General features: G+C 66.3%; 19 protein-coding genes. 1 reads left to right on the top strand and 18 read right to left on the bottom strand.

All coding sequences use genetic code 11. The annotated features are described in order from the left end of the window. Window positions 1–10: 10 nt before the first annotated feature. From Tfont_RS11215 to Tfont_RS11195, 5 genes are read right to left on the bottom strand one after another with little or no spacing between them, the layout of a single operon-like run. Complete coding sequence (locus Tfont_RS11215) at window positions 11–2,470, bottom strand: tetratricopeptide repeat protein (protein ID WP_143969511.1); 2,460 nt, start codon at window positions 2,468–2,470, stop codon at window positions 11–13. Beyond that, window positions 2,467–5,370: a glycosyltransferase gene (locus Tfont_RS11210; protein WP_143969510.1), complete on the bottom strand. Its 2,904-nt coding sequence runs from the start codon at window positions 5,368–5,370 to the stop codon at window positions 2,467–2,469. The genes Tfont_RS11215 and Tfont_RS11210 overlap by 4 nt, the downstream gene beginning before the upstream one ends. 23 nt (window positions 5,371–5,393) lie before the next feature. Next, window positions 5,394–6,311 (bottom strand): lysophospholipid acyltransferase family protein, encoded by a 918-nt coding sequence (locus tag Tfont_RS11205; RefSeq protein ID WP_143969509.1) that lies wholly within the window; start codon window positions 6,309–6,311, stop codon window positions 5,394–5,396. Further along, window positions 6,308–7,549: an ABC transporter ATP-binding protein gene (locus Tfont_RS11200; protein WP_143969508.1), complete on the bottom strand. Its 1,242-nt coding sequence runs from the start codon at window positions 7,547–7,549 to the stop codon at window positions 6,308–6,310. The genes Tfont_RS11205 and Tfont_RS11200 overlap by 4 nt, the downstream gene beginning before the upstream one ends. Beyond that, window positions 7,539–8,330: an ABC transporter permease gene (locus Tfont_RS11195; RefSeq protein ID WP_143969507.1), complete on the bottom strand. Its 792-nt coding sequence runs from the start codon at window positions 8,328–8,330 to the stop codon at window positions 7,539–7,541. Before Tfont_RS11195 ends, Tfont_RS11200 begins: the two co-directional genes overlap by 11 nt. A 91-nt stretch (window positions 8,331–8,421) precedes the next feature. Here Tfont_RS11195 and Tfont_RS11190 point away from each other — a divergent pair, with 91 nt between their 5' ends. Further along, window positions 8,422–9,036 (top strand): methyltransferase domain-containing protein, encoded by a 615-nt coding sequence (locus Tfont_RS11190; RefSeq protein ID WP_143969506.1) that lies wholly within the window; start codon window positions 8,422–8,424, stop codon window positions 9,034–9,036. On the opposite strand, the gene Tfont_RS11185 is transcribed toward Tfont_RS11190, so the two are convergent. From Tfont_RS11185 to Tfont_RS11125, 13 genes are all read right to left on the bottom strand, one after another. Next, window positions 9,019–9,228 (bottom strand): hypothetical protein, encoded by a 210-nt coding sequence (locus Tfont_RS11185; RefSeq protein ID WP_143969505.1) that lies wholly within the window; start codon window positions 9,226–9,228, stop codon window positions 9,019–9,021. The two genes, Tfont_RS11190 and Tfont_RS11185, sit on opposite strands and share 18 nt — an antisense overlap. Then, window positions 9,225–12,380: a glycosyltransferase gene (locus Tfont_RS11180; protein ID WP_143969504.1), complete on the bottom strand. Its 3,156-nt coding sequence runs from the start codon at window positions 12,378–12,380 to the stop codon at window positions 9,225–9,227. The genes Tfont_RS11185 and Tfont_RS11180 overlap by 4 nt, the downstream gene beginning before the upstream one ends. Further along, on the bottom strand, window positions 12,377–13,282 hold the full coding sequence (locus Tfont_RS11175; protein WP_185974523.1) for a peptidylprolyl isomerase: 906 nt from the start codon (window positions 13,280–13,282) through the stop codon (window positions 12,377–12,379). The genes Tfont_RS11180 and Tfont_RS11175 overlap by 4 nt, the downstream gene beginning before the upstream one ends. Window positions 13,283–13,344: 62 nt before the next feature. After that, entirely contained in the window at window positions 13,345–14,460 is a 1,116-nt protein-coding gene (locus Tfont_RS11170) for an NHL repeat-containing protein (RefSeq protein WP_143969502.1), read from the bottom strand. An 81-nt stretch (window positions 14,461–14,541) separates the two neighbouring features. Continuing rightward, the gene (locus tag Tfont_RS11165) at window positions 14,542–15,408 is read right to left on the bottom strand and encodes a hypothetical protein (RefSeq protein ID WP_143969501.1); all 867 of its coding nucleotides are present in this window, start codon (window positions 15,406–15,408) and stop codon (window positions 14,542–14,544) included. A 178-nt stretch (window positions 15,409–15,586) separates the two neighbouring features. After that, window positions 15,587–16,078, bottom strand: a complete 492-nt coding sequence (locus Tfont_RS11160) for a hypothetical protein (RefSeq protein ID WP_143969500.1) — start codon at window positions 16,076–16,078, stop codon at window positions 15,587–15,589. Between the two features lie 51 nt (window positions 16,079–16,129). After that, window positions 16,130–18,490: a type II secretion system secretin GspD gene (gene gspD, locus Tfont_RS11155; RefSeq protein ID WP_143969499.1), complete on the bottom strand. Its 2,361-nt coding sequence runs from the start codon at window positions 18,488–18,490 to the stop codon at window positions 16,130–16,132. A gap of 41 nt (window positions 18,491–18,531) precedes the next feature. After that, the gene (locus Tfont_RS11150) at window positions 18,532–18,978 is read right to left on the bottom strand and encodes a hypothetical protein (RefSeq protein ID WP_143969498.1); all 447 of its coding nucleotides are present in this window, start codon (window positions 18,976–18,978) and stop codon (window positions 18,532–18,534) included. Further along, entirely contained in the window at window positions 18,975–19,517 is a 543-nt protein-coding gene (gene gspM / locus Tfont_RS11145; RefSeq protein ID WP_143969497.1) for a type II secretion system protein GspM, read from the bottom strand. Before gspM ends, Tfont_RS11150 begins: the two co-directional genes overlap by 4 nt. Then, the gene (locus Tfont_RS11140) at window positions 19,514–20,515 is read right to left on the bottom strand and encodes a PilN domain-containing protein (protein WP_143969496.1); all 1,002 of its coding nucleotides are present in this window, start codon (window positions 20,513–20,515) and stop codon (window positions 19,514–19,516) included. The genes gspM and Tfont_RS11140 overlap by 4 nt, the downstream gene beginning before the upstream one ends. After that, complete coding sequence (locus Tfont_RS11135; protein ID WP_143969495.1) at window positions 20,512–21,420, bottom strand: type II secretion system minor pseudopilin; 909 nt, start codon at window positions 21,418–21,420, stop codon at window positions 20,512–20,514. The genes Tfont_RS11140 and Tfont_RS11135 overlap by 4 nt, the downstream gene beginning before the upstream one ends. Then, window positions 21,417–22,028: a prepilin-type N-terminal cleavage/methylation domain-containing protein gene (locus Tfont_RS11130; RefSeq protein WP_143969494.1), complete on the bottom strand. Its 612-nt coding sequence runs from the start codon at window positions 22,026–22,028 to the stop codon at window positions 21,417–21,419. The genes Tfont_RS11135 and Tfont_RS11130 overlap by 4 nt, the downstream gene beginning before the upstream one ends. Next, entirely contained in the window at window positions 22,025–22,414 is a 390-nt protein-coding gene (locus Tfont_RS11125) for a prepilin-type N-terminal cleavage/methylation domain-containing protein (RefSeq protein ID WP_185974522.1), read from the bottom strand. The genes Tfont_RS11130 and Tfont_RS11125 overlap by 4 nt, the downstream gene beginning before the upstream one ends. Window positions 22,415–22,424: the final 10 nt, after the last annotated feature.

The following is a 22,424-nucleotide window of genomic DNA, read 5'->3' as shown; positions in this document are numbered from 1 at the left end:
AGCGATCTGGTTACGGGGCAACATCGATGTGCTCAGGTGCCAGACCGTTCCACCACCGATGCATCATTTGCTCATAAGCCGATTCCAGATGGCGGGCGAAGCGGGGCGTATCCCACAACGGTGCCGTCTCACGCCCGGCCAACAGTCGCTGTCGCAGTTCGATCAGCCGGGCCGGCTCCCGCCCCAGGGCAATCGCCAACGCCTCGTACGCCTCTGGCGTGCGAACAATCAACTCCGGCATCCCGACGGCCGTTAGCAAACTCGCCGCCACCCGCGCAGCGAAGGACTGTCCGATACGGGTGAGCACCGGCAGTCCCGCCCACAGGGCATCGCTGGCGGTCGTATGGGCGTTGTACGGCAACGTATCCAAAAACAGGTCCGCCAGCCGCACCCGGGCCAAGTGCTCCGCGTTGGGCATGTTCGGCGCAAACACCAGCCGTTGGGGATCCACTCCATGACGGGCCGCCTCCTTGCGCAGGTTGTCCGGCGCCCAACGGTTGCCCTCATACAGCCACAGCACGCTGCCCGGCACCGCTTGCAAAATCCTCATCCAACAGGCGAACACATCGGGAGTGATCTTGTAGACTGCATTGAAGCAGCAATACACCACCCCTTCATCCGGTAATCCACATTCCGCCCGGGTAAATACCCGGTCTGCAATACGACGGGCACGGTCATTGACCTGATAGCTGTGGGGCAGGCGCACCACCTTTTCTGAGTAGTAGCGTCGCAGCTCATCGGGTATGACCACAGGGTCTGCCACGATGTAGTCGTAGTACTCCGCCGCCATCGTCCCTGGATACCCGATGTAGTTGACCTGAATCGGCGCTGCACGATAGGCAAAAATCGCCGTGCGGGCGTCCTGGGTATGACCTTTCAAATCGACCGCGATATCGATTTCTAACTCGCGCGCCAGCCGAGCAATCTCGAGTGGAGACATGTCTCGCACATCGATGAATCGATCGAACGCGGCCTGCGCACGTTGCTGCATCGCGTCACCCGTACGAGGACCAAACGAGAACGCATACCACTCAAATCGCTGACGGTCGTGCAGCTCGAACAGCTCAGCCATCAGGACCATGGTGGCATGCTGATGAAAGTCCGCGGAAAAATACCCCACGCGGATGCGCTCGCGCGGCGGCCTGATGGCTATCGGCCCCAGACCGCCGATCTCTGGGACCTGTTTTCTCATTACCTGATCACAGACCGCTTGATGGAGCGCGGGATCATCCACGAGCGCCAAAAGCGAAAAGAGACCAGAAACATCCGCACACTGCACCTCACCCGATGCCAAACGGGAAACCCCTTCACTCCATTGGCGCCAGTCGGCAATCGATGCCTGGGTATTCAGGATGTCTGGCAGCCAGGCGATCGCACCTGAGTCGCCCTTGATAGCGAGCAACTGCTGAAAGTCATCCAACGCCTCTGGATATAGTCCAGCTTCCTTCAGAAGCCCTGCGCGCACAACATAGGCCTCTGCCAATTCAGGCCGCTGCTGGATCACAAAATCCAGATCCTCCACAGCCTGATTTTTTTGCCCCACCGCCGTCAGAATGGGAGCGCGGTTGAAACGCGCCATGGCATCCATCGGCGCCAGCGACACTGCGCGGTTGTAATCTTCCAACGCCTCTTTCCAGCGATCCTGCCGGCGCAACAGATTACCGCGATTGACATAGGCCACCGGCAAGGCAGGATTCAAGCTCAACGCTCGATTCAAACCATCCAACGCCTCATCCAAACGCCCCTCCGCCGTGTGCAAACGGGCCATATCCACCCATACGTCGGCGTAGTGCGGGGCGGCTTTCACCGCGCGGTCGTAGCTCGCCTGGGCCTCTTCCCGGCGGCCGAGGGCGGCCAGCGCGTTGCCCCGTTGATGCCATGCTTGGGCGTAGTCCGAATGGGCCTGGGTCAGTGCATCCAAGGCGGCCAGCGCCTCCTGCGCACGTTCCAGCTCCAGCAAAACGATGCCGCGATTCAGTTGGGCCTGGGGGGCGTCCGGCCGCAAGGCCAGCGCACGCTCATAGCTCTGCAAGGCGTCTTCAAAACGCCGCAACTCGCGCAGGGCCCCTCCCCGGTTGATCCATGCCTCCACGAAATCCGGGCGCAGACCCACGGCTTGGTCGTGGCACTGCAGGGCATCCTCATGGCGCCCCACGGCCCCCAAGACGAGGCCCAGGTTGGTGTGGGCCGCAGGGTCACGCGGCTCGATCTGCAAGGCTTTGACCAGCCATCCATGCGCCTCGCGATACTGGCGACGCTGGTACAACAGCACGCCCAGCATGTGTGTCGCACCAAAATGACGCGGCTGGGCCGCCAAGATCTGCTCGTAAAGGCGTTGAGCATGGTCCAACCGCCCCTGGCGGTGCGACTCCAACGCCTGCTGAAACCACGCCCCCCAGGCGGGCGTGGCCGGTTTCAATGGGGGCAGCTTCCACGCCATCCCTTGGGTGTTGCGCTTACCAGTGGTCATACGACTCGTTCCATTCTTGGCTCAAAAATCGCCGGCAAACGCGGCGGTCGCGCCAGCGCAAAGTCCTCGCGCATATTGTCGAGGTTGGGGTTGAGGGCCGGATCTTCGCGCAGGCGCTCGCCCCAGCGTTCTTGCATGTAGCGCACCTCCCCCTCGAAGCGGCGTTGCTTGACCGGGTCTTCGTACTCATACCCCCGGGTGGCGGATTCGTGGTGGTACAGCTCGGCATACGGCGTCCAGACGATGCGGTAGCCGGCCTGGCCCACGGCCAAACAAAAAGCCACGTCGTTGAAAGCGACGGCCAGTTGCTCGTCCATGCCACCCACTTGCTGGTACACCGCCTTGGGCACGAGGAGGCAGGCCGCCGTCACGGCAGACAGCGTCTGCCGCACCCGAGCGCGCATCATGTACCCCCAGTGGTCGGCGGGCAAGCGCTTGTGGGCATGGCCGGCCACCCCGCCCACCAGCAACACCCCCCCGTGCTGCAGCGTGTCGTTGGGGAAGAGCAAACGCGCCCCGACGATCCCCACCCCAGGCTGCAGCGCCACGGAGACCATCTCGCGCAGCCAATCGGCGTCCTTGACCTCGATGTCGTCGTTGAGCAAGAGGACGTACTCCCCCCTGACGCCAGGCACCGCCGCATTGTGCAGCGCCGCGTAGTTGAAGGGCCGCGGATCCCGCACCACGGTACACAGCGGATGCTGGGCATAGCCCTGCAACAGGCGCAGGGTCTCGGGCTGGTCAGACCCGTTGTCAATGATGACGATGTCGTAATGGGCGTAATCGGTGCGCGCGATGACGCTGTCGATGCAGGTCTGCAGCAAGCGCCCCCCGTTGCGGGTGGGCACGACGATGGTGATGTGCGGCTGCGGCCCCTCAATGCGGTAACGTACCCGGTAGACCAGGTTTTGGTCGATCGTGACCGTCGCCGACACGCCGCGACGCTGCATGGCGTCTTGCAGCGCGCGGCGGCCCGCTTCCAGGGCGTAGGGCTTGACACCCACGTCCTGGGCCGTGCTGCCGTCGTGTACGCGCCAGTGGTACAGCACGCGCGGGATGTGGATGATTTGCTCTGGGGCACAGCGTTCCACCAACCGCAGAGCCAAATCGTAGTCCTGCGCCCCCTCAAAGCCCTGCCGCAGCCCCCCCGCGGCCACCACCTCCTCGCGGCGGTATGCCACCAAGTGACACAGATAGTTGTATGACAGCAGAAGGTCGGGGTTCCAATCGGGTTTGAAATGCGGCTCGCGCCGCAGTCCCTGCGCATCGATCTTGTCTTCGTCCGAATACACCACCCGTGCATCCGGCCGCTGCCGGATGGCCGCTGCGACACACCACAGGGCATGCGGAGACAGCAGATCGTCCTGATCCAAAAAGGTCACCCACTCATCGTTGGACAAAGCCACCCCGTCGTTGGTCGCCGCCGAAATGTGGCCATTGGATTCGCGCCAAACGACGTGGATGCGGGGGTCCTCTTTGCACCACCGCTCCAGCCGCGCTGCCAGCTCCGCGCGTTGACGGGTACTGCAGTCGTCCACCAAATACAGTTGCCAGCGGGGGTACCATTGCCGCCGCACGGATTCGATCGCCGCATCCAGCCACTCCAAATGAGGGTTGAACACCGGCACCACGACACCGATACTCGGCCACAGTCCCGGATCCCGCAGCGCCTGGGCCACTTGTTCGGGCCCGTCGGGGGGCAGTAGCTCGTAGGTGGCCAGCCATGCACGATATGCCCCCCAGTCACCCGCCAGCAATTCGGACGGCGTGCCCCCCTGTGGCGGTACGGGGATAGAGGGGCGCCCCATCAGGCGCTGGGCCACCCGGCGCAATGTCGGGCGCAAGCCGCGTGTGCGGATCGATGCCAGCACCCGACGCGCATTCGCGCGCAAGGCCGAAACCGCCTGCCGGCCTCCACGTATCGGGGCCGTGAGGCGCCAACTGCGGGAGGACACGATCCGGTGCAAATCGGTCTGGGCACGATCGCGCTGCTCGCGCAGCGTCTGGAGTTCGCGCTCCAATTCGCGCAGACGGCTCGCATCCGCCTGGGCGCGATCCAGTGTCTCGCGCAAGCGGCGCTCCGCGTCGTCGAGCGCCTGTTGCAAGCGGCTGGCCTGATCGGACAAGCGGGCAAATTGGCGCTCCTGCACGGCACCGTTGCTGCCGAACAGCACACACCGCCGCCATGCGTCGTCCGAGGGCAGTTCGGCCGCAACGACCCATTGGTACACCGTCGCATCCGCGGTTGCGAGCAGGTTCTGGCGATCCTGCGGCGGGAGCTGCTGCCAGTACCGGCCAAACTCCGAGTCGCCCGGCCCCCAATGCACGGCACGTCGCTCGACGGGCACCACACCGCAGCTCAGCATGAGCGCTTCCAGCTCGAAGCGCGTGAAAAAATGCACATGCCCCTGGTCCAGCAACCCCGTCGGGCCGTACGGAAACCACCCCGCTTGCAATGCCGCCTGCACCCCCGCAAAGCCGATGTTGGGGGTGGAAACGACAATGTTCCCGCCTTCGCGCAGCAGCCCTCGCACGCCTCGCAAGACGCGGCCCGGGTCGCGCAAATGCTCCAGCACATCGGCAATCAGCACATGGTCGTAGGTCTGGCCCGAGAAAAACGGGGCGTCCCAGGCCACGGTTTCCAAATCCTCGACGAGCAGCCGTTCACAAAACGGCCGCGCCGCCTCGGCCGCCACGGCATCCAGCTCGACGGCGTCGACACGGCAGCCATGGCGGCTTTTCAGAATGCGGGTCATGCTGCCCGTGGCGCACCCCAGCTCCAACACGCGGGTACCCGGGCGAATGAGCGACAAAATCTGGCCCAGCACCGACTCTGGCGCCACCTCATCGTGGTCCACGTGGTACTTGAGCGATTCGCCCGGCTTGACGGCTGCGGTCACGTTGCGTGCCTCCTGTATCGGGGTCAAGGGGTTGCGGCATCGGCGCCCAGCGGGCGCCACAAGGCTGGCACATGCGGCAGCAGCCACCACTGCCACGGCTCGGCCCACACCGCCTGCGCCACCGCATCGAACGCCTGTTGAACCGCCTGCTGCGGGGGCTGCGCCAAATCCCAACACCGCATCTGCACCCGCTCGTCGCCCAAATCGTGCAGCAATGCCAGCGCCATCGGAGCGCCCGTGGCCTGCGCCAGCCGCACGACCCCGGTGGGAATCGACAAGGTTCCCGGGCCAAAGCGGAAGGCATCGCGCTGTGGACTGCGGGACGAAAAGGCATCGATGACGACGATCAGCGGCTCACCGCGGCGCAGCACCGCACGCAACCGTGTGGCGGGGTCGTCCGCCATGATCCACTGCCCCCCGGCAAAGCGCTGCAGACTCTGGCCGTTGCGGTAACCCACCCACCGCTGCATGGGGGACAAAGCCGTAGCACGCTCGTCCACGGTTGCCGACAAAAACGCACTGCTCAACCCGAGCCGGCGCATGGCAGGCCCAATCATCCCCAAGCGGCCGTAATGCGCGGTCAGAATGATGAGGCCGCGGCCTTCTGCGGCCTTGCGCGCGATCACTTTGGCATCCTGCACTTCGACCTGCGCCACGACGGCCGGCATGGCCGCATGGGCCATGCGGTGATCGTCGAGCCGAATGCGGGACTGCAGCCCGTGGTAGCGTCGAACAATGGCCGCGCCCCGGTCGGAACCGCCTGCAGCGCCCAACAGCGCGACGGCACCTTGCCGGATGGCCCCAGCGTCGGGGGCGCCATGCGCGCGCCAACGGCCCCAGCGCTCGGCGCAGCGATACTGCCACGCCACGGGCAACGCCGCCAAGGCGGGGTTGCCCACCCGGTAGCGCCACCACAAGGGATCGGCTGCCCTGGCGGTCATCGCTGCTCCCAGCGGTGCGGCAGCCGCACGATGCCCGGCTCGGGGCCCGCGGCCACCACCGAAAACCGCGCGGCATGAACGACGTGTTCATAGACGTGGATGGCCCGCTCGCACATCAAAAACACGTCCACGGTGAATTCCCCGCGCATCAGCGGCAACGCCGGTAGATAGACGCACGCCGTCAACGCCCCCTGTGCAGCCTGCCACTGCACCCCGTCGTGAAACGAGGTGCAGCTGGTGACGTGCATGCCGGTGGCATCGCTGATCAGGACCGCCACCGTCGGCGGCGCCACCGCGACATCGTGGCGAACATGCACCTGCACGCCCAGTTCATCGGCCCCGCTGCGCAGCTCCGGCGTGCTGTGCGGCGCGCAGGCCGCACCATTGACCAGCAGTTGCACACCCTGCACCCGCGCCAGGCGATCGGCCGCACCCAGCACCCGCGTCTCGCCGCTGCCCGTGGCCGCGTCGTGCGCCCGTGCCGCGCGTTCCTGCGATTTCAGGTGATCGTTGTAGCGGGCCACCACGTCGGCCGCGCCACCATGGGCCATGATCCGGCCCTGATCGATCCAGATCGCCTGCTCGCACAGCATCTCGACCTGGTAGAGCGCATGGGTGCAAAAAACCAGGGTCACCCCGCGTTCGCGCAGCGCCATGATGCGGTCAAAACTCTTGCGCGAAAACGCGGCATCGCCCACGGACAGCGCCTCATCGACGATCAGAATGTCCGGCTCTGCCGCGGTCGATACGGCAAACGCCAGACGCACGAACATGCCGGACGAGTACGTCTTTACCGGCCGGCTCCATGCCGGGCCGATTTCGGCAAACGCCTCGATGCGGGGCAACATCGCCTCGGCCTCGCGCGGGGACATGCCCATCACCACGCAGGCCAGTCGGGCGTTCTCCTCGCCGGTGAACTCGGGGTTGAAGCCGGCGCCCAACTCCAACAATGCGCCGATGCGCCCCGCACAAGCCCGCGTCCCCGCGCTGGGCTGCAGCGTGCCAGCCATGATTTGCAAAAGGGTGGACTTGCCCGCTCCGTTGGCGCCGATCACCCCAAGGCTGCCACCACGCGGCAACGCCAAGTCGACATCCTGCAGCACCCAGCGCCGGGGGCGGCGCGAGCGGCGGGTCAGCGCTTCGGCCAGCGCCTGCAGCGGGCTCACGCGCTCGGCGTAGGCCTTGCCAATGCCGGCCAGACGGATCTCGCCCGGCACCACCCCAGGGTCAGAGCGCATCGGCAAACCCCGGTTGCAACCGCTCGAACAGCCAGCGAGCGGCGGCGACCGCCACGACCGCCGCCGCCAGCTGCCCCAGCCACACAGACCCTTGGGGCACAGCGCCGCCCAGCAAGGCGGCGCGCACGCCCTCGATCGGCAAAGTGAGCGGATTGGCCGCCATCAACGCTTGCCATTGCGGCGGCAAGCCGGCCACGGTGTAGAACACCGGGGACAAAAACAGCAAGACCGTGACCAAGGGCGGCATGGCGTGCTGCAAATCGCGCAGAAAGATCCCCACCGCCGCCAGTGACCAGGTCAGCGCCAACGCCCACAGCAGCAGCGGCAAACCATAAACGACGGCCAGCGGCAAAGCCCACGGGCGGCCGACACCCCCGATCCAGGCCACGGCGGCGGCCACCCCCAGCGCCAATAAGGCCTGCACGAACGCCGCGCCCACATGCACATAGGCCAGCACCGGCAACGGAAACTGCATCTTCTTGATGTAAGCAGGCTGCTCGAGCACCAGCCGGGTGGCCCCGGTCAGCACTTCGCCCGCAAAACTGACGAACGTCAACCCGACAAAGATCCGCAAAGCCACGTCCAGATCACCCGCCCCCGGGTCACCCGGCCAGCGCATGCCCAGCAGATGGCGGAAAAAAAACGTGTAGACCGCCAACATCCCCAGCGGCAACAGCACCGCCCAGGCGACGCCCAGGGCGCTGCCGCGGTAGCGCTCCGCCAAACGACGCCGCAACAGACTTGCGACCAGCCAACGATGACGGATATCACTCAGACGCATCCACGGGTCTCGCCACAGGCCTACCACACGCCAGGCTCGCCCTCTGGGGACGCGCCCGAGTCACGCAAAAAACTCTATATGATACTTTGCCATGCACGAAAGCTCATTCCGCCGCATGCAGGCGTTTCGGGACACCCATCTGGCCTCGCGCCTTGCAGAGCGGCTGCGCGTCATCGACATCGGCAGCCAGGACGTCAACGGCAGTTACCGCCCGCTGTTTGCCCAAGGGGCATGGGAGTACGTGGGGGTGGACATGGCCGCGGGGCGGAACGTGGACATCGTGCTGCGCAATCCCTACGACTGGCAGGAGTTGGCCAGCCACAGCGCCGATGTGGTGGTGTCCGGGCAAGCGTTCGAGCACATCGAATACTTTTGGATCAGTGCGCTGGAGATGGCCCGAGTGCTGCGTCCGGGCGGCATCTGCTGCCTGATCGTGCCTTCCGCCGGCCCCGAACACCGCTATCCCGTGGACTGCTGGCGTTTTTACCCCGATGGTCTGCGTGCCATCGCGCGCTTTGCCGGGCTAGAGGTGTTGCAAGCCGAAACCGATTGGTCGGGCACGGGCGGCGAAGGCGGCGACATGTGGCACGACTCGGTGCTGGTCGCGCGCAAGCCGGCCACCTCATGGGCACACACGTGGCGCCGGCACCTGCTTGCTGGCGCCATCAAACGGCTGGCGCGGCTGCCGTCACCGCCGACGCAATAGCCACACCCAGCGGTAGCGCACGATGTCGGCGTCCGCCAGCCGGATCGCCAGCATCCGCCCCAACCACACCATCAACGGACGCACACCGGGCGAAATACCCACCCCACCCGTGCGCGCGGCCCGAAACGGCAGCGTCATCGACAGCATCCGCACCGGATGCAACAGCATGCGGTCACGACGGCGCATCGTCATCCCCGGCCTTTGAGCACCATCCTCAGGTGCAAAAAACGCCCAAAAATCGCTGGCAGCCCCGTCGGAAAGCGGGCAAACAGCGCAAACGGCCACGGTGACCTTTCCAAACGGCGCTTGAGTCGCCCCGGACGCAACCAGTCCCACCAGCGCACCGGCTGGGGCGCCAAAGCCAGCACATCGTCGTGGCCAAAATCTTCGGTGTGCGCCAAGGCCGCCACCAGCCGAACCTCGTCCGCCGTGGGATAGACCACCGCCCGCTCCGCCAGCGCCTGGGCATACGGCTTGAGCGCCGCAAACCCCACCCCGGTGAGCGCCTGGGCCGCCAGCATGTGCTCCCAACACAGCATGACGCCCTCCTGCAGCGCCAAGATCGACGGGTTGCAGGCCATTTCCGCCTGCCGATCGGGGGTGGCATCGTCTTTGAACACCGGCTCCACGCGGCCGCCCTCCAACCGATAGTCCACGGTCGTGCCATGCGGCGCCCGTGCGGCCTGCTCGAACAGTTCCTCAAAATCCAGAGGAGCGCGCTCCTGCGCATTGCCGTGCCGACGATCAAACATCAAACCATGGATGGCCCCGTGCGCCAGCGCATCCTGATGAATCGCGTGCACGTAGGCGAAGTAGTAGCCCTCCACCCGCGGGAAGCGCCCATCGCTTGCAAACGCCTTTTCCAGATAGCGCTGGATGGTGGCATTCCAGCCAATGTCCACCAGGGCCACCCGGTCGCTGGCAAAAAAGCCCTGCTGCTCAAAATACTGGCGCAACCGGTCACGCGCTGCCTGACCCACCGGCCGAATCCGCGCTTGCACGCGTTCGTCAGCCAGAAAGGCACGCAGCCGCGGGTCGTCCCGATCCGCCAGGCGCTGATCCATCGGCATCAGCCCATGCCCCTGCGCCAGATCGGCAAACTCTTCGGGCACCAGCCCGTAGGTCTTGAGAATCGACTTCAGCCCTTGCTGCTTGGGGTTGTACAGCGCAACCACCGCCTTCGCATGGTTCAGCCCATCGGCCACTGCCGCACGGGCAGCCACCGCACGGCTGACGCAGGTGTACACCCCATTGGGCCAGGGGCCCGGCAGGTGCCGCGCGGCCCATTCGTACATCTGCAAAAACAGATACCCGTCCCGCGCCAGAAACAACAGCCGCTGGGGCCGATCCGCGCGCACGCGCTCCAGCAGGCCGATCATGAACGTGGAAAAAATCGGCCCCAGCACCTCCAGCCCGTACTGAAAGTACGCATCGTCCCGCCGCGCGCGCGGGTCGGCGCGCAAGCGTTCCGCCACCACTTCGGCCACCATGCGTCCGGGCCAAATCCCGCCGCGCGCCGCCATCAGTGCCGACAGCGTCTGGCGCCTGCGGCGCACGCGCTCGTGCCGCTCGTCCAGAAACACCCCGGTCAGCCCCAGGCGTGCCGGTGCCACGGCGTCGGAGTGGAAGTTGTCCCCCACATGCAACACGGCCGCGGGCGCCAATCCCTCCTGCTCCAGCACATGATGGAACAGGCGCGACGAGTACTTGCCCACCCGGTGTTCGGAGGACACATAGATGCGGTCGATCAGCCCCGCATAACCCAGACCCTCCAGCAAGTGCTGAAGGTGGCGCTGCCCCAGGTACATGTCCGAGATGGCCAGCACCCGCAGCCCTTGCTCCTTGGCCCACGCCAAAAACAGCCGCGCGTTGGCTTTGGGCTGCAGCGCTTGGCGCTCCAACGTCAGCTCGGTTTGCTCCACCCACTCGGCCAAGGCGTCGCGGGCGGCCGCATCCGACTCGGGCAGCAGCCGAGCCAGCCAGGCCTCGACCAGGGCGTCGTGGTGGCATTCGTGGTCGTGCCCATCGGCCAGCGCCTCGCGGCGCAGGGCGTGCTCGGCCTCGTGGCGCAGATGCAGCACATAGTCGGCGTGCTGTGGCACCCCCAGATGCTCGGCCAGCCGCTGCGCCACGCGGCGTATCACGGCGTCCGGGGGTTCGATGCACCGGGCCACCAGCGTGTCAAACACGTCCACCGAAATGGCCTGCAAAGCGGGGCGCCGCTGCTCCACCAAGCGGCGCAGGGCGGAAAACCCGCTCACCCGGTGCAGCGAGGCGCCGGGGGGCAGTGCCCGCGCTGTGGCCGTCTGCGCCTGAAAGGCCTTCACCACGCGCCGCCAACGCCCGTGCCGGAATCGGGAGACCGCCGGACTCTGCGGGGGCTTCGCGCGCCACTCCTGCGCACGCGCCTCGAGCTGCAGGCGGCGGATCTGCGCATCGCGCTCTGCGATCCACCGATCGCGGTCGGCCACCCACCGTTCGCGCTCGGCGATGGCCTGTTGCGCCGCGGCGTCGCGCTTTGCCATCCCGTCGCGCAGAATCTGGACTTCGTACCCTTCAATCCGCGCCCATTGGCTGTTCAAATGGGCCACACGGGGTGCCAAAGGCCCCGGCAACGCCAACAAGGGCGCCAGATGACGCCGCAGCAGCGCCGATGCTTCCAGATTGGCGTTGAGGGGACTTTCGCTGATGGTGTTGGCGTGGTGCAAGCGGTAGGCCAGCAACGGCTCGTCGATCCACGCCAAGCGGGCCCCAGCGATGAGCGCCCGCAGCACAAAGTCGTAGTCGTGCACGTAGCGATCGGCGCTGAACGGACGCAGGCGACGCCACAGATCGCGGGTAAAGACGAAGTTGGACGTGGTCATGAACACGTTGCCTTCCAGCAACGTCGCCACCCAGTCCTGCGTCTGGGCCCAAACGGACTTGAGTGCGCCAAACGCATCTACCCACCAATGGCGGGTGACTTCGGCGCCGGCAGCATCGATCAGTCGGATGTCTGTGCCAACCAGATCGGCCTGCCCCGCCTGCAGCCGATCCAGGCAGCGCTCCAACCGCCCTGGCAGGAAGCGGTCGTCGGAATTGAGGATGGCCAGGTACGGCCCTTGCGCCTCGTCCAGCAACGCCCCCAGCGTGGCGTCCGCACCGCGGTTCACCGGGTTGCGCGATAGGTGCAGCCGCGGATCCGACAGCCCCTGCAACACCCCCCAGGTACCGTCGGTCGAGGCATCGTCACACACCAAAACCTCGCGCACCAGCGGCGAGGCCAAGGCGCTGCGGACCGCCTCGGCGACGTAAGCCTCGTGGTTGTACGCGGGGATGACGACGCTGACGAACGCCCCGCTCAATTCCCCGTCGCCCCCAAGGCGCGCAAGGCCTTGTCGTCGATCTGGACCGCATACCGCTGGAACAGCTCGGTCTTGACGCGCTCACGCTGGGTTTCGCGGCAGTATTGCACCGCACGCGTCGGCACTTGGTGCTTGACCACATCCCATGGCAGCAACTGGGCGTCCCGCCAATCCGTCACCTGGAGCAGGTAGACGTACTCACCCTCGACAAGCGGACCGACCAGCCCACCCTTGCCAGCGCTTTGGATCGCACCGAGCACCGGCTGGTGCTCCACCCCCTCCAAACGGATCCACCCCAAGTCCCCCTGGCGCAAATCCGGGGCGGCCTCTGCGGCCCGTTTGATCAAAGCATCAAACCGCGCATTGGACATGGCCACAGCACGGGCCTGCAGCCCTAACCACTGCTCGGCGGGAAACTTGTCCACTGTCAGCGCTTTGGGCAGGATGATGCGCTCGATCCGCGCCTGGGCCGGGAGTTTGAAGGCCTGCGGATTGGCATCGTAATACTGGCGCGCCTCAGCATCGCCGACCGGCGCTTTACATTCGCCCGCGATCTTTCGATAAACGGCCAGTGCGTACACATCGTCAAAACGTGGGTCGATGTTGGGGTCGGCATCACCCGAACGTTTTTCTTGGCGACGCTCACCCTCCAGCACCAACGACCGCGTCATCGCGATTTCGTCAACCAACATCCCCCAACCCATTGGGGTATTGAGCAACGCGCGCAAATCCGTGCGGCGCTGAGCGTACTTTTTGACATCCGAGGCGCGAATGACTTCTCGCCCCCCCAGTCGAATCAAAACAGGATCCTCTGCGCCTTGCTCCATCATTGGAGACAGGGGCTGAGCCGCATGAGCCGCATATTCACCAACCCAAAAAAACAACCCAACAGCCAGTGCCATGAAGGCAGATCTTAAACTCATTTTATCCATCACCACAAATATCGTTTTAACGGACATTTACACTACGGCAACAACGGGCCATACAAAATATCCGACGCAGGCCCCGCAGAATTCATCGAGATTAAATCAATAACACCATCTTGATCAACATCGATCCACTGCAATTCTGTTGGAAACCCCGAAACCGGAAAACGGCGCTGAACCACTACACCGCCTTCCTTATCATAGCGGACCAACAGAATTTGGTTATTTTCCCCCCAGGCGACAGTATCATCGTCATAAGCAGCTACGCCCACCGCCCCAAACACGGTAAACGGCAGAGTCTGCCATATATTAGCTACAACATCATAGCGGGCAACAGAGCCCCCGAGCTCTAACGCGACATACCAGTAACGCCCCGATGGCGTCACCCCCACACGACGCGGGACATGATCGAACATCCGGACGGACGTGACGGGAGAGGCCACCGCTTCTTCGAACGTATGCGGCTCGGGCACATAAAGCAACTGCTTATCGTCCAAACAACCTACGGTCAGACCAGGCCCCTGTCCTTTGGGCCCCTTCGGCACGCGCGTCACGTGCCACGGAGCAGCACACCATGTCTGCAATGCTTTCCGAGGGGATTTAGCGGGATGCCAATACACCCAAGCCACCTGTTCCCCCCGATAGGGGGTTGCCAACAACAGCCAACCGCCGTCTCTTGCGGGCAACACGGCGACATCCCGCGGCTCGAAACCCACGTCAATTTGAGCCTTAGGATTTAGCTTACCCTCCGACGACACAGAGAATATATCTAATGTTTGAGATTTTTCGACAGCCGCAACGACGTGGGAATTATCGATCCATTTGGCGCTGTCGGGATGATACGCCACCGAGCGCCGATCCAAAAGACGAGCCTGCCTACCCTGCAAGGCATAAAGCACCACTTGACTGGTTTCGTGCTCAACGGCAACCCAGCGACAAGCTCCAGAATCACAGCGCACCTCCCCCCCCCAAACCTCGGGCGAAGGAATGGAGATCATCGCTTGAGGAGTATTTTTTTTTAATTCATCCAAACCCAGATTTTTACCCGCCACAACTGGGGTTTGGCACGCAGACTGCATACCAGCAAGCATCAGCAAAGCACAACCTCGGATCCACAAGGCGTCAAAAAAACGGAATAGACGAACACCAAACATTTTTTCAAACCTGTGGTTCGTTATAAAAAAAGGCGCCGAGGGGCGCCTTTTCAGACAGAGAACAGAGTCCCTGTAATTAGATTAGCGGGTATGCGGGTTCAGGATGGTCTGGACCGCACCAAACGCCGGCGCGCTGATCACGCTGTAGCTAAACACCGAGCCTGCCAACGTCGGGGCAGCATTACCCGTGTTCCAAACAATGAAGCCGTCCTTGAAATCAGCCGGACGACCAGCGATGGTCTCGGGATCGAACCAGTCCAGCTCCTCGAACGACAGATCAAAGTTCACCGACTTGCGGTTTTGCTTGTCGTCGAAGATGTTAACCGTGTGGGTACCCTTTTGGTTACCGGTCGACCACACAACGATGCGGGTGTCATCACCACCGGCAGCACCGTCGATGTAGTAGCGCATGTACAGCGTGTTACCCACCACAGCCGCACCGCCCACGGAGGCCACGCTAGCAGCACCCAGCGTGGTCAGATCGGCACCCGACGTGATACCCAGCGGACCATCGATCACCGGAACATAAGCAACGTCTTTAGCGCTCAAGTTGTACTCAAACGCGTGACCAGCCAGGGTCTGGGCCGTCGCCGGACGAATGGTGGTGGCGCCGCCGCAGGTGGTACCCGTGGCCGCAGCGAACACGAGGTAGCCACGCTTGTTCTGCAGACCCACACCCGAATTCGACAGCCACACGAACGGCTGATAGTCGTTGGCGGTCATCTGGAAGCAGCCGTCGGTGACGTGCTTGGAATCTTGGTCGAAGAACGTCCAGAAAACGCTCGTCGCTTCAGTGGAGACCACACCAACAGCCGTCGACACGTTGCCGCCGTCATGGATGACGTTGGGCACCACGAAGCCGTTGGAGAAGGTGCCCATCGTGTAGGCGTGCGCCACACCGGCGGTCATGGCGGCAGCGGCGGCTGCAGCAATGGCGAGTTTCTTCATCTTACAAGTCCTTTGGTTGATGACAAGGAAGCTTTGCAACCCTTGCGGGATTCCTAACCCAACCGTCGGTTCCGACTGGGCTATGACAATCATACAGGGAAACGGCCGTCTGTCTCAAGGCAACAGGCACCACACACACCCGACTCCCGTCCCCGTTGCACGGACACAACACCCTGGGTCAACGCTTATCGTCAAACAGGGAGTTGCGCCCCAACACATGGTACCACCGGCCATCGATGCGGCGCCAGCGATCCGGGATGACGCTGACTTGGTTGCGCAGGCGCATCTGCGGCAGGCTGAAGCGGATTTCCACGTCCACCACGGCTGTGTCACCCTCCAGGCTGCGCACGCCCTTGACCTCCACCGCGTCGTACTGAATGCCGCCGCGCTTGAGGTAGGCCTGCAGGGTCCAGCGCGGATCGAGTGACACGTCCTCGTATGGCCACGCGGTCACCAGATCGTTGGCCTTGGTGGCCGCCCAGTAAGCGCTCGCACGCTCCAGCAACAAGGCACGGTCATCGCCAGGCGCGGTATTTGCGGGCGAAGTGGCGCAACCCGACACCAGGGTGGCCAGCGCCGGCGCCAGCAGACAGGCGAGCGCGTGCCGCCGATGAACGGTGAGGGGGTGTGCGGTGGACCGGGGGTGGGAGAGTACGGATGACTTCGACATGGCGTTGGGATGGACTCGCGTCACGGGGATTGGTTCACCGGGGGTGGGACGTCATTCGCGCGCCCGGGGCGTGGGCAGCGCGGCCGGGGCGCCGACGGGCGCCTGTAGTGACAGGGAGCGCATGCGCTCGCGCAGCTCGGTGCTGGCGGCGCGCAGGGCGTCGTCGTCGTCCAGGGCGCGCGGGGTCAGCAACACGAGCAGCTCCGTGCGGTCGCGCTGCTTGGTCTGTGTGCCAAACAGGGCCCCCAGCACGGGGATCTGCGACAGCCCGGGCAGGCCCGAGCTGCCGTTGGTCTCGTTGTCGCGGATGAGGCCGCCGAGCACGACGGTCTCGCCGGAGCGCACGGCCACGCGGCTTTGGATCTGGCGCGTGAGGAAGTTGCGCTGGCCGGTGGCGGCGTCGATTTCCCCCACGTCCGTGACTTGCTGGACGATGTCCATGGTGACGGTGCCGCCAGCATTGACCGACGGGGTGACGGACAGCATGACGCCCGTGTCCTTGTAGCTGATGGACTCCGTCACCAGGTTGTTGGTGGCCACGGTGGTGGCGGTCTTGATGGGCTGCTGCCGCCCGATCTGGATGGTGGCGTTGTGGTTGTCCTGCACCAGCACCGAGGGGTTGGACAGCACGCGCAGCATGGAGTTGTCGGCCAGGGCGTTGAGCGTGGCGCGGATGGCCCCGGCACGGTTGAGGATGGTGTACGAGAAGCCGGGCTGGCGCGGGCCGATGGCGCCGCTTTGCCGCAGGTTGAGCAGGGCTTGCCCCTCGCGGTCGCGACTGAGGCTGTTTTGCAGGAACCACTCCACGCCGTATTGCAGATTGCCGGTCAGGCTGACTTCGACGATGCTGGCCTCGATGAGCACCTGCGAGGGGGCTTTGTCCAGCTCGCGCAGGGCCTGCTCGATGCGGCGGTACTCGGGGCGCGGTGCGCGGATGAGCAAGGCGTTGCGCTTTTCGTCCGCGACGACGCGGATGTTGCCCTCCAGCCGGGCGGTGGTGGTGAGCGGGCCCGTGGCGTTGCCGCTGCCGGCCGTGGCAGGCAGCGCAAGCGACGGGGCCGCGGAGGCGCCGCTGGTGGTACCCCCCGTGCCGCTGCGCGGGGCGGTGGTGGACGCGGTCGTCCCCACGGCGGTGCCAGTGCCCCGCGCGAGTTGCGTCGGGGCGTTGCCACCAGCGACACCGGCGCCGCGCGCGCCGTCGGCGCCAAACAGGCCGTTGAGCATGTCGGCCAGATCGACCGCCGAGCCGTGTTGCACGGGGTAGACGAACAGGGCGGATTCGTGCGCCTCGGTCGGGCGGTCCAGGCGGCGAATCCAGGTTTCCACCTGCGCGAGGATGTGCTGGCGCGGGGTGACCACGACCAGGGCATTCAAGCGCTCGATCGGCAGCACGCGCACCAGGCCGGCCAGGGGATTGACCGCGCCAGAGCGTCCGCCCCCGGCAGCCCCGCCTGCAGCCGCCGTGGCCGCAGCGGGGATCCCGCCCGACGAGGCCCCGTCCGCGCCGGCCTGGCCGACGATTTCCGCCGCGCGGTCGGACCCCAGCAGCAGTTGCATGGCGTCGCGCACCTCGTTGACGTTGGCGTATTCCAGCACGAAGACGCCGAGCGACATGCCGGACAGAAAGTCCACGTCGAACGCATCCACCAGCTCCAGCCAGCCGGTGAGCTGCGCCTTGCTGCCCTGCAGGACCAGCAGGTTGCGCAGCGTGTCCACATGGACCAGGGCCTCGCGCGGGGCGACGGGAGCCAGGATTTTGGCCATTTCGGCCGCGCCAATGTGGTTGAGCGGTGCGATGACGATGCCGGCGCCGGGCAGTTCCCGCAGGCGCGCCGCGCCCACCACGGGGCGCGCACCCGGGGTGGTGCTGCGCTTGGTGACGTGATAGACGCCGGCCGGGTCCCGCACGACAGCCAGATCATGAGGCAACAAGGCGGCGTCCAGCACGTCCAGCACCTGCGGGCGCGGGATGGGCTGGTGGGTGCGCAGGCTGATGGGGATGTCGCCGCCGGCATCGACGGTGTAGTTGAGCTGCAGCAGGTCGCCCAACAGGGCTTGCGCGAGCTGGCCGATGGGCGCGCCCTCGAAATTGAGGGACACCAGATCGCCGCGGGCCAGCACCGCGTCCGGGCGCGGTGCGACGTCGGCCTTGACGACCCGGTCGGTGCCCGGGAACACCTGCGTGGTCGGCTGGCGCTTGGTCGATGCTGCGGTGGGCGCCGCAGACGGGGCCGCGGCTGGGGTACCGGTGGCCGGCGGTGTGGCGGACGGGGATTCCGCCCCGGCGGGGGCGGCATCGGCTGGCCCAGCGGCATCGACAGGGCGGGTGGTGACGGTCACGGCGTCGCGGGGCGCGGTGGCGCAACCCGCCATCACCAGGGCCATAAACAGGGCGGTCAGACGTGGGGTCATGGTGTCGTCCGGGATAGGTATCAAGGGCAAAGCCAGGGGCGTCAGCGACCGCGAATGGGTTCGAGTGGACGGCTGGCGCGCTGCCCCTCCTCGGTCACGAAGCTGGCCTGACGGCCATCGAAGGATTCGAGCCGCCAGGGCCGGCTCTGGCTGCCGTATTTGACGAGGCGGCCATCGGGCGCGCGTAACAGCGCGATGCGCTGCTCGCCACTTTGCAACACGGCCAGCAGACGGGACTGGTTGAGTTCGTCGACCAAGCGGTCTTCTTGCGTGCGGGCCCGCGGCGGACGGCGCGACGACCACAGCAAGGGGCGTTCGATGGCTGCGGCGACAGGCACGGATTCCGGAGCCGGCAGCGGCTGGACGGTCGGCACCTCGGGCCGGTTGGGCGGGGGCGGTCGCCACAGGTCGTGGTCCCGATCCCACCACCACGCGGCGGAACCGAGACAGGCCGCCACGAGGGACAAGACGGCAAGCCAAAACTTCATGGCGCAGCCTCCCGCACCACGGGGGCGTCGATCTGCAGCGTCAGGCGCACGGTCTGGGGCTCGGTGGGGGCGTCCCGCCCCTCGCGCAGCACACTGAGGGACTGGACCCAGAACGCTGGGCGCTGCTGTTGCAGGGTCTGCAACAGGCGCACGGCCGCGGGCCAGGGGCCCGTGAGGGTGGCGCTGATGCGCACGCGCGTGACGGGACCGCTGGCGTCGGGCTCGGCCGCCTGCAGCGCCACCGACGTGAGGCCGGCACCATCGATGAGCGCACGCAGGCGTTGCTGCACCTCGGTCGAGACGTTGGGGCCGGCCGGGTGCAGCCACGGGCCAACCTGCTGCGTGGCCTGCTCCAGTTGGGCCTGGATGTCGCCCCCTGCCTCGACGACGCCGGCCAGGCGCTCGATGCGGGGCTCCAGGATTTGCAAGCCGGTCTGGTAGCGCTGCAACAGCCACGTGGCCACCCCGGCGACCGCGGCGGCGATCGCCAGCAGCAACACGATGGGCACGACCAGCGCGCGGCGGGTCCAGGGATTCATGAGGCGCTCCCCCCTTTCCAGCGCAGCTCGAAGGTGAAGCGCTCCTTGTTGCTGCCCGGGTCGCGAACGGCGGCATTGGGGGCCTTGGCATCGGCAAAGGCCCCGTGCCCCGCCACGCGGGACAACAGGTCGGTGGCGTTGGGGGTCAGGCCGCCGATGCGGATATCGCGGCCGTTGATGTCGATGCGGTCCAGCACGGTATCGTCGGGCAGCGCGGCGGCCAGGGCCTCGATGATGGATGCCGCGGGCACGGCTGCATCGTGGCCCGCGCGGATGTCCTCGACGATGCGGGCCTGGGTGCGCAAGGCATCGAGTTGTTGGCGGATGGGCGCGGCCTGGGGGTCCAGGGTCTGCAACTGCTGCATGGCGCCAACGACGCCCTGGCGCTGCAAGGCGGCGGGCATCCCCGCGAGGACGGCGGCACTGGCCACGGCCACCCCCAGGCCGAGCAAGGCGGCCGCATCCCACCACGCCTGCCGTCGCCGTTGCCGCGCGAACGCGGCATCGCGCACCGCCCAGGCACCACTCTGGGGATGCAGCAGGAATGTGGGGGCGGAGTCCCCCACCCCCAGGCTTTGCCGCAGGGCACCCAGGGCGTCGCGGGGCGCCAAGCCCCATTGCACGCGCCAAGTGCCATCGGCGGCCGGCTCTGCACGCCACGCGCACAGCATCTGGTCGGGTGGCAGGGGGGATAGGCTGTAGAGCGCCTCGTTCACCGCCGAGGGCAGTGCCCCGCGGGCCATTGCCGGCAGCGTGAGCTGGCCCCACAGGCAGCGGTCCGCCGCCACGACGGCGGCGCGGACCTTGCCGTTCGACGCCAGGGGGTGGGCGCGCGTGCCGCGGATGGCCCAGCGCGCGCCCGCACCGTCACCGGCCACTGTGCGCGAGGCCGGCCACCAGCCGCGCGCGACCAGCCGATCGCGAAGGTCCAACAGCCCCCACGCGATGCGATCGAGACCCTGAGCGAGGCGGTTTTGCACGGCCGTCTTGCCTGTCATGGATTGATGTCCTGCTCCAAACCGCGGGTGCGGCGTGTGGGCTCCACCCACAAAGTCGTCCACGGGGTCAAGGTGTCCGGGCGCTCGGCGCGGTCCACCCAAACCTGCCGTTGCCAGCGGTGCCCCTGCGACCCCATCCATTGGGCGCGCAGACGCGACGCCCGGTCGGCCACGCCCGGACGATGCTCGAACAGCGGGGATGCCGTGTAGGCGGCAAACTCCGCTTCGCGGCGCTCGGCGGGCAAGGCGTGGAGACGAGCACCCAAACCCGGCTTGCCCGTCAGCCGATCGATCAACCCCGGTGGGGCGGCGGCGATGTCGATCCGTTGTCCACCGTTGACGCCCAAAAACGGACGGATTTTCTCATACAGATCGGAGGTGACCCCCATGACCCCCAACAGCTCGGCGTCGTCTTCCATCGCGGCATTGCGGGGCAGCGAAGGCCATCCGGCGGCGCGATACTGTGCTGCTTCGGCCCCGCCGATGCCACTCGGCTGGTCGTCAGGGTCGATCCAATCGCGAATCCGGGACGCGATCACCACAGCCTCCCCAGCCGACAACCCGCCAACGTCGCGCAACAGCGCCTGCAACACCTCGTCACTGGCCACGGCCACATCGACCAAGCCTTTGGCCGGGGTGACCTCGATATCGACGACGTCGGACCCCAGCGTCAGACGATAGACGCGGTACGCCGCCCCACCGTCGGGCGCACGGCGCAGGTGCTGGGCCATGAGTGCGATGGCACCGTCCAACACGGCCTCGGCCCGCAGGCGCTCCAGCTCCACCGCCGCCAGACGGACATGGCCGCTGACCGAGCGGGCGCTGGCCGCCACCACAAGGGCGAGCCCCGCCACCAACCACAGCACCAGAATGAGGGCGGCGCCCCGCTGCCGGCCCCTGCTCATCGCGCCCTCGCCAAGGCAAAGACCAACGGGGGCCAGGCCCCCTGGGCGTCCGCCACCTCGATGCGGATGCGCGATGGGTAGTAGGGGCGGTTGGAGGGCCAGTCCTGCACCCACTGGCCTGTTTTTCCATCCAGATAGTGCCATTGCAGGGTGCGCAGACCCTGCGCGAGCGGGGTGCGGATGGCGCGGGCCCAATCCAGCTGCATCAGCGCCCCGTCGTAAGGCAGGGCTTCGGCCACCCAGTCCACCGTGCCGTCGGCGTGGCGGTCGAGCGCGACGCGAATGACATGCAGCCCCCCGCCCGGCCCCCGCTCCGGCAGCGGAGCGACCCACAGAGCACCGGCGGGATTGCCGTTGAAGAACAGGAGGGTGGCCCCGGCTTCCAAACGGCTGATGAGGCGCGCGCCCTCCAGCTTGCGCTGCAACCAGTTGTGGACCGCCTGGATGTGCTCGGTGCGGGCGATGATGTCTTGGGCACGCTGTTCGGTGCGTCCGATCACGCCATAGGTGGCAAACACCAGCGCCACGGTCGAGGCGGTGATGGCCAGCGCGATGAGCAACTCCAGCAAAGTGAAGCCGGCTGGCCGGCGCTGCGGGCGGCGGGTCATGGCGCGGTGCGATACGGCTTCCAGGCCGACAAGACCCACACCGGCTCGGCGTCCCGTTCGCCGAGGCGAAACACCTCGACCAACACGCGGGCCGCCGGCAAGGTCTGGTCCGGTTGGCTATGGGCGGCGTCGGCGAGGACGGCGGGCTGCGGCGTGACCCGAACGCGCCAGGCCCAGGGCGGGGATTCGCCTTCGGGAGCGGCCAGGTAGTCCTCGGCAAACGTGCCCGTAGACACCACGGCGCGGGCGACCATGGCGGCCTGCTGCCGGTCCGCCACCTCGGCCGCCGTGCGCGCGCCCTGCCCTGCAGCGCGGGCCAATGCTCCGAGCGCCAGCGCGGCGATGGCGATGGCGATCAGGGCCTCCAGCAAAGTGAAGCCGCGCATCGCCCGTGCA

The sequence above is a fragment of the Tepidimonas fonticaldi genome (assembly GCF_007556755.1).
GTDB lineage: Bacteria > Pseudomonadota > Gammaproteobacteria > Burkholderiales > Burkholderiaceae_C > Tepidimonas > Tepidimonas fonticaldi.
The sequence above is the reverse complement of the archived record's forward strand: the minus strand, read 5'-3'. Positions and strand labels throughout refer to the sequence as shown.

Excerpts from the sequence above, each read along its gene's own strand:
- Tfont_RS11190 (WP_143969506.1), top strand. The coding sequence starts at position 8,422 with ATGCACGAAAGCTCATTCCGCCGCATGCAGGCGTTTCGGGACACCCAT.
- Tfont_RS11135 (WP_143969495.1), bottom strand. The coding sequence starts at position 21,420 with ATGAGCAGGGGCCGGCAGCGGGGCGCCGCCCTCATTCTGGTGCTGTGG.
- gspD (WP_143969499.1), bottom strand. The coding sequence starts at position 18,490 with ATGACCCCACGTCTGACCGCCCTGTTTATGGCCCTGGTGATGGCGGGT.
- Tfont_RS11170 (WP_143969502.1), bottom strand. The coding sequence starts at position 14,460 with ATGTTTGGTGTTCGTCTATTCCGTTTTTTTGACGCCTTGTGGATCCGA.
- gspM (WP_143969497.1), bottom strand. The coding sequence starts at position 19,517 with ATGAATCCCTGGACCCGCCGCGCGCTGGTCGTGCCCATCGTGTTGCTG.
- Tfont_RS11215 (WP_143969511.1), bottom strand. The coding sequence starts at position 2,470 with ATGACCACTGGTAAGCGCAACACCCAAGGGATGGCGTGGAAGCTGCCC.
- Tfont_RS11175 (WP_185974523.1), bottom strand. The coding sequence starts at position 13,282 with ATGGCACTGGCTGTTGGGTTGTTTTTTTGGGTTGGTGAATATGCGGCT.
- Tfont_RS11205 (WP_143969509.1), bottom strand. The coding sequence starts at position 6,311 with ATGACCGCCAGGGCAGCCGATCCCTTGTGGTGGCGCTACCGGGTGGGC.
- Tfont_RS11200 (WP_143969508.1), bottom strand. The coding sequence starts at position 7,549 with ATGCGCTCTGACCCTGGGGTGGTGCCGGGCGAGATCCGTCTGGCCGGC.
- Tfont_RS11165 (WP_143969501.1), bottom strand. The coding sequence starts at position 15,408 with ATGAAGAAACTCGCCATTGCTGCAGCCGCCGCTGCCGCCATGACCGCC.
- Tfont_RS11125 (WP_185974522.1), bottom strand. The coding sequence starts at position 22,414 with ATGCGCGGCTTCACTTTGCTGGAGGCCCTGATCGCCATCGCCATCGCC.
- Tfont_RS11160 (WP_143969500.1), bottom strand. The coding sequence starts at position 16,078 with ATGTCGAAGTCATCCGTACTCTCCCACCCCCGGTCCACCGCACACCCC.
- Tfont_RS11195 (WP_143969507.1), bottom strand. The coding sequence starts at position 8,330 with ATGCGTCTGAGTGATATCCGTCATCGTTGGCTGGTCGCAAGTCTGTTG.
- Tfont_RS11130 (WP_143969494.1), bottom strand. The coding sequence starts at position 22,028 with ATGACCCGCCGCCCGCAGCGCCGGCCAGCCGGCTTCACTTTGCTGGAG.
- Tfont_RS11150 (WP_143969498.1), bottom strand. The coding sequence starts at position 18,978 with ATGAAGTTTTGGCTTGCCGTCTTGTCCCTCGTGGCGGCCTGTCTCGGT.
- Tfont_RS11185 (WP_143969505.1), bottom strand. The coding sequence starts at position 9,228 with ATGACGATGCGCCGTCGTGACCGCATGCTGTTGCATCCGGTGCGGATG.
- Tfont_RS11140 (WP_143969496.1), bottom strand. The coding sequence starts at position 20,515 with ATGACAGGCAAGACGGCCGTGCAAAACCGCCTCGCTCAGGGTCTCGAT.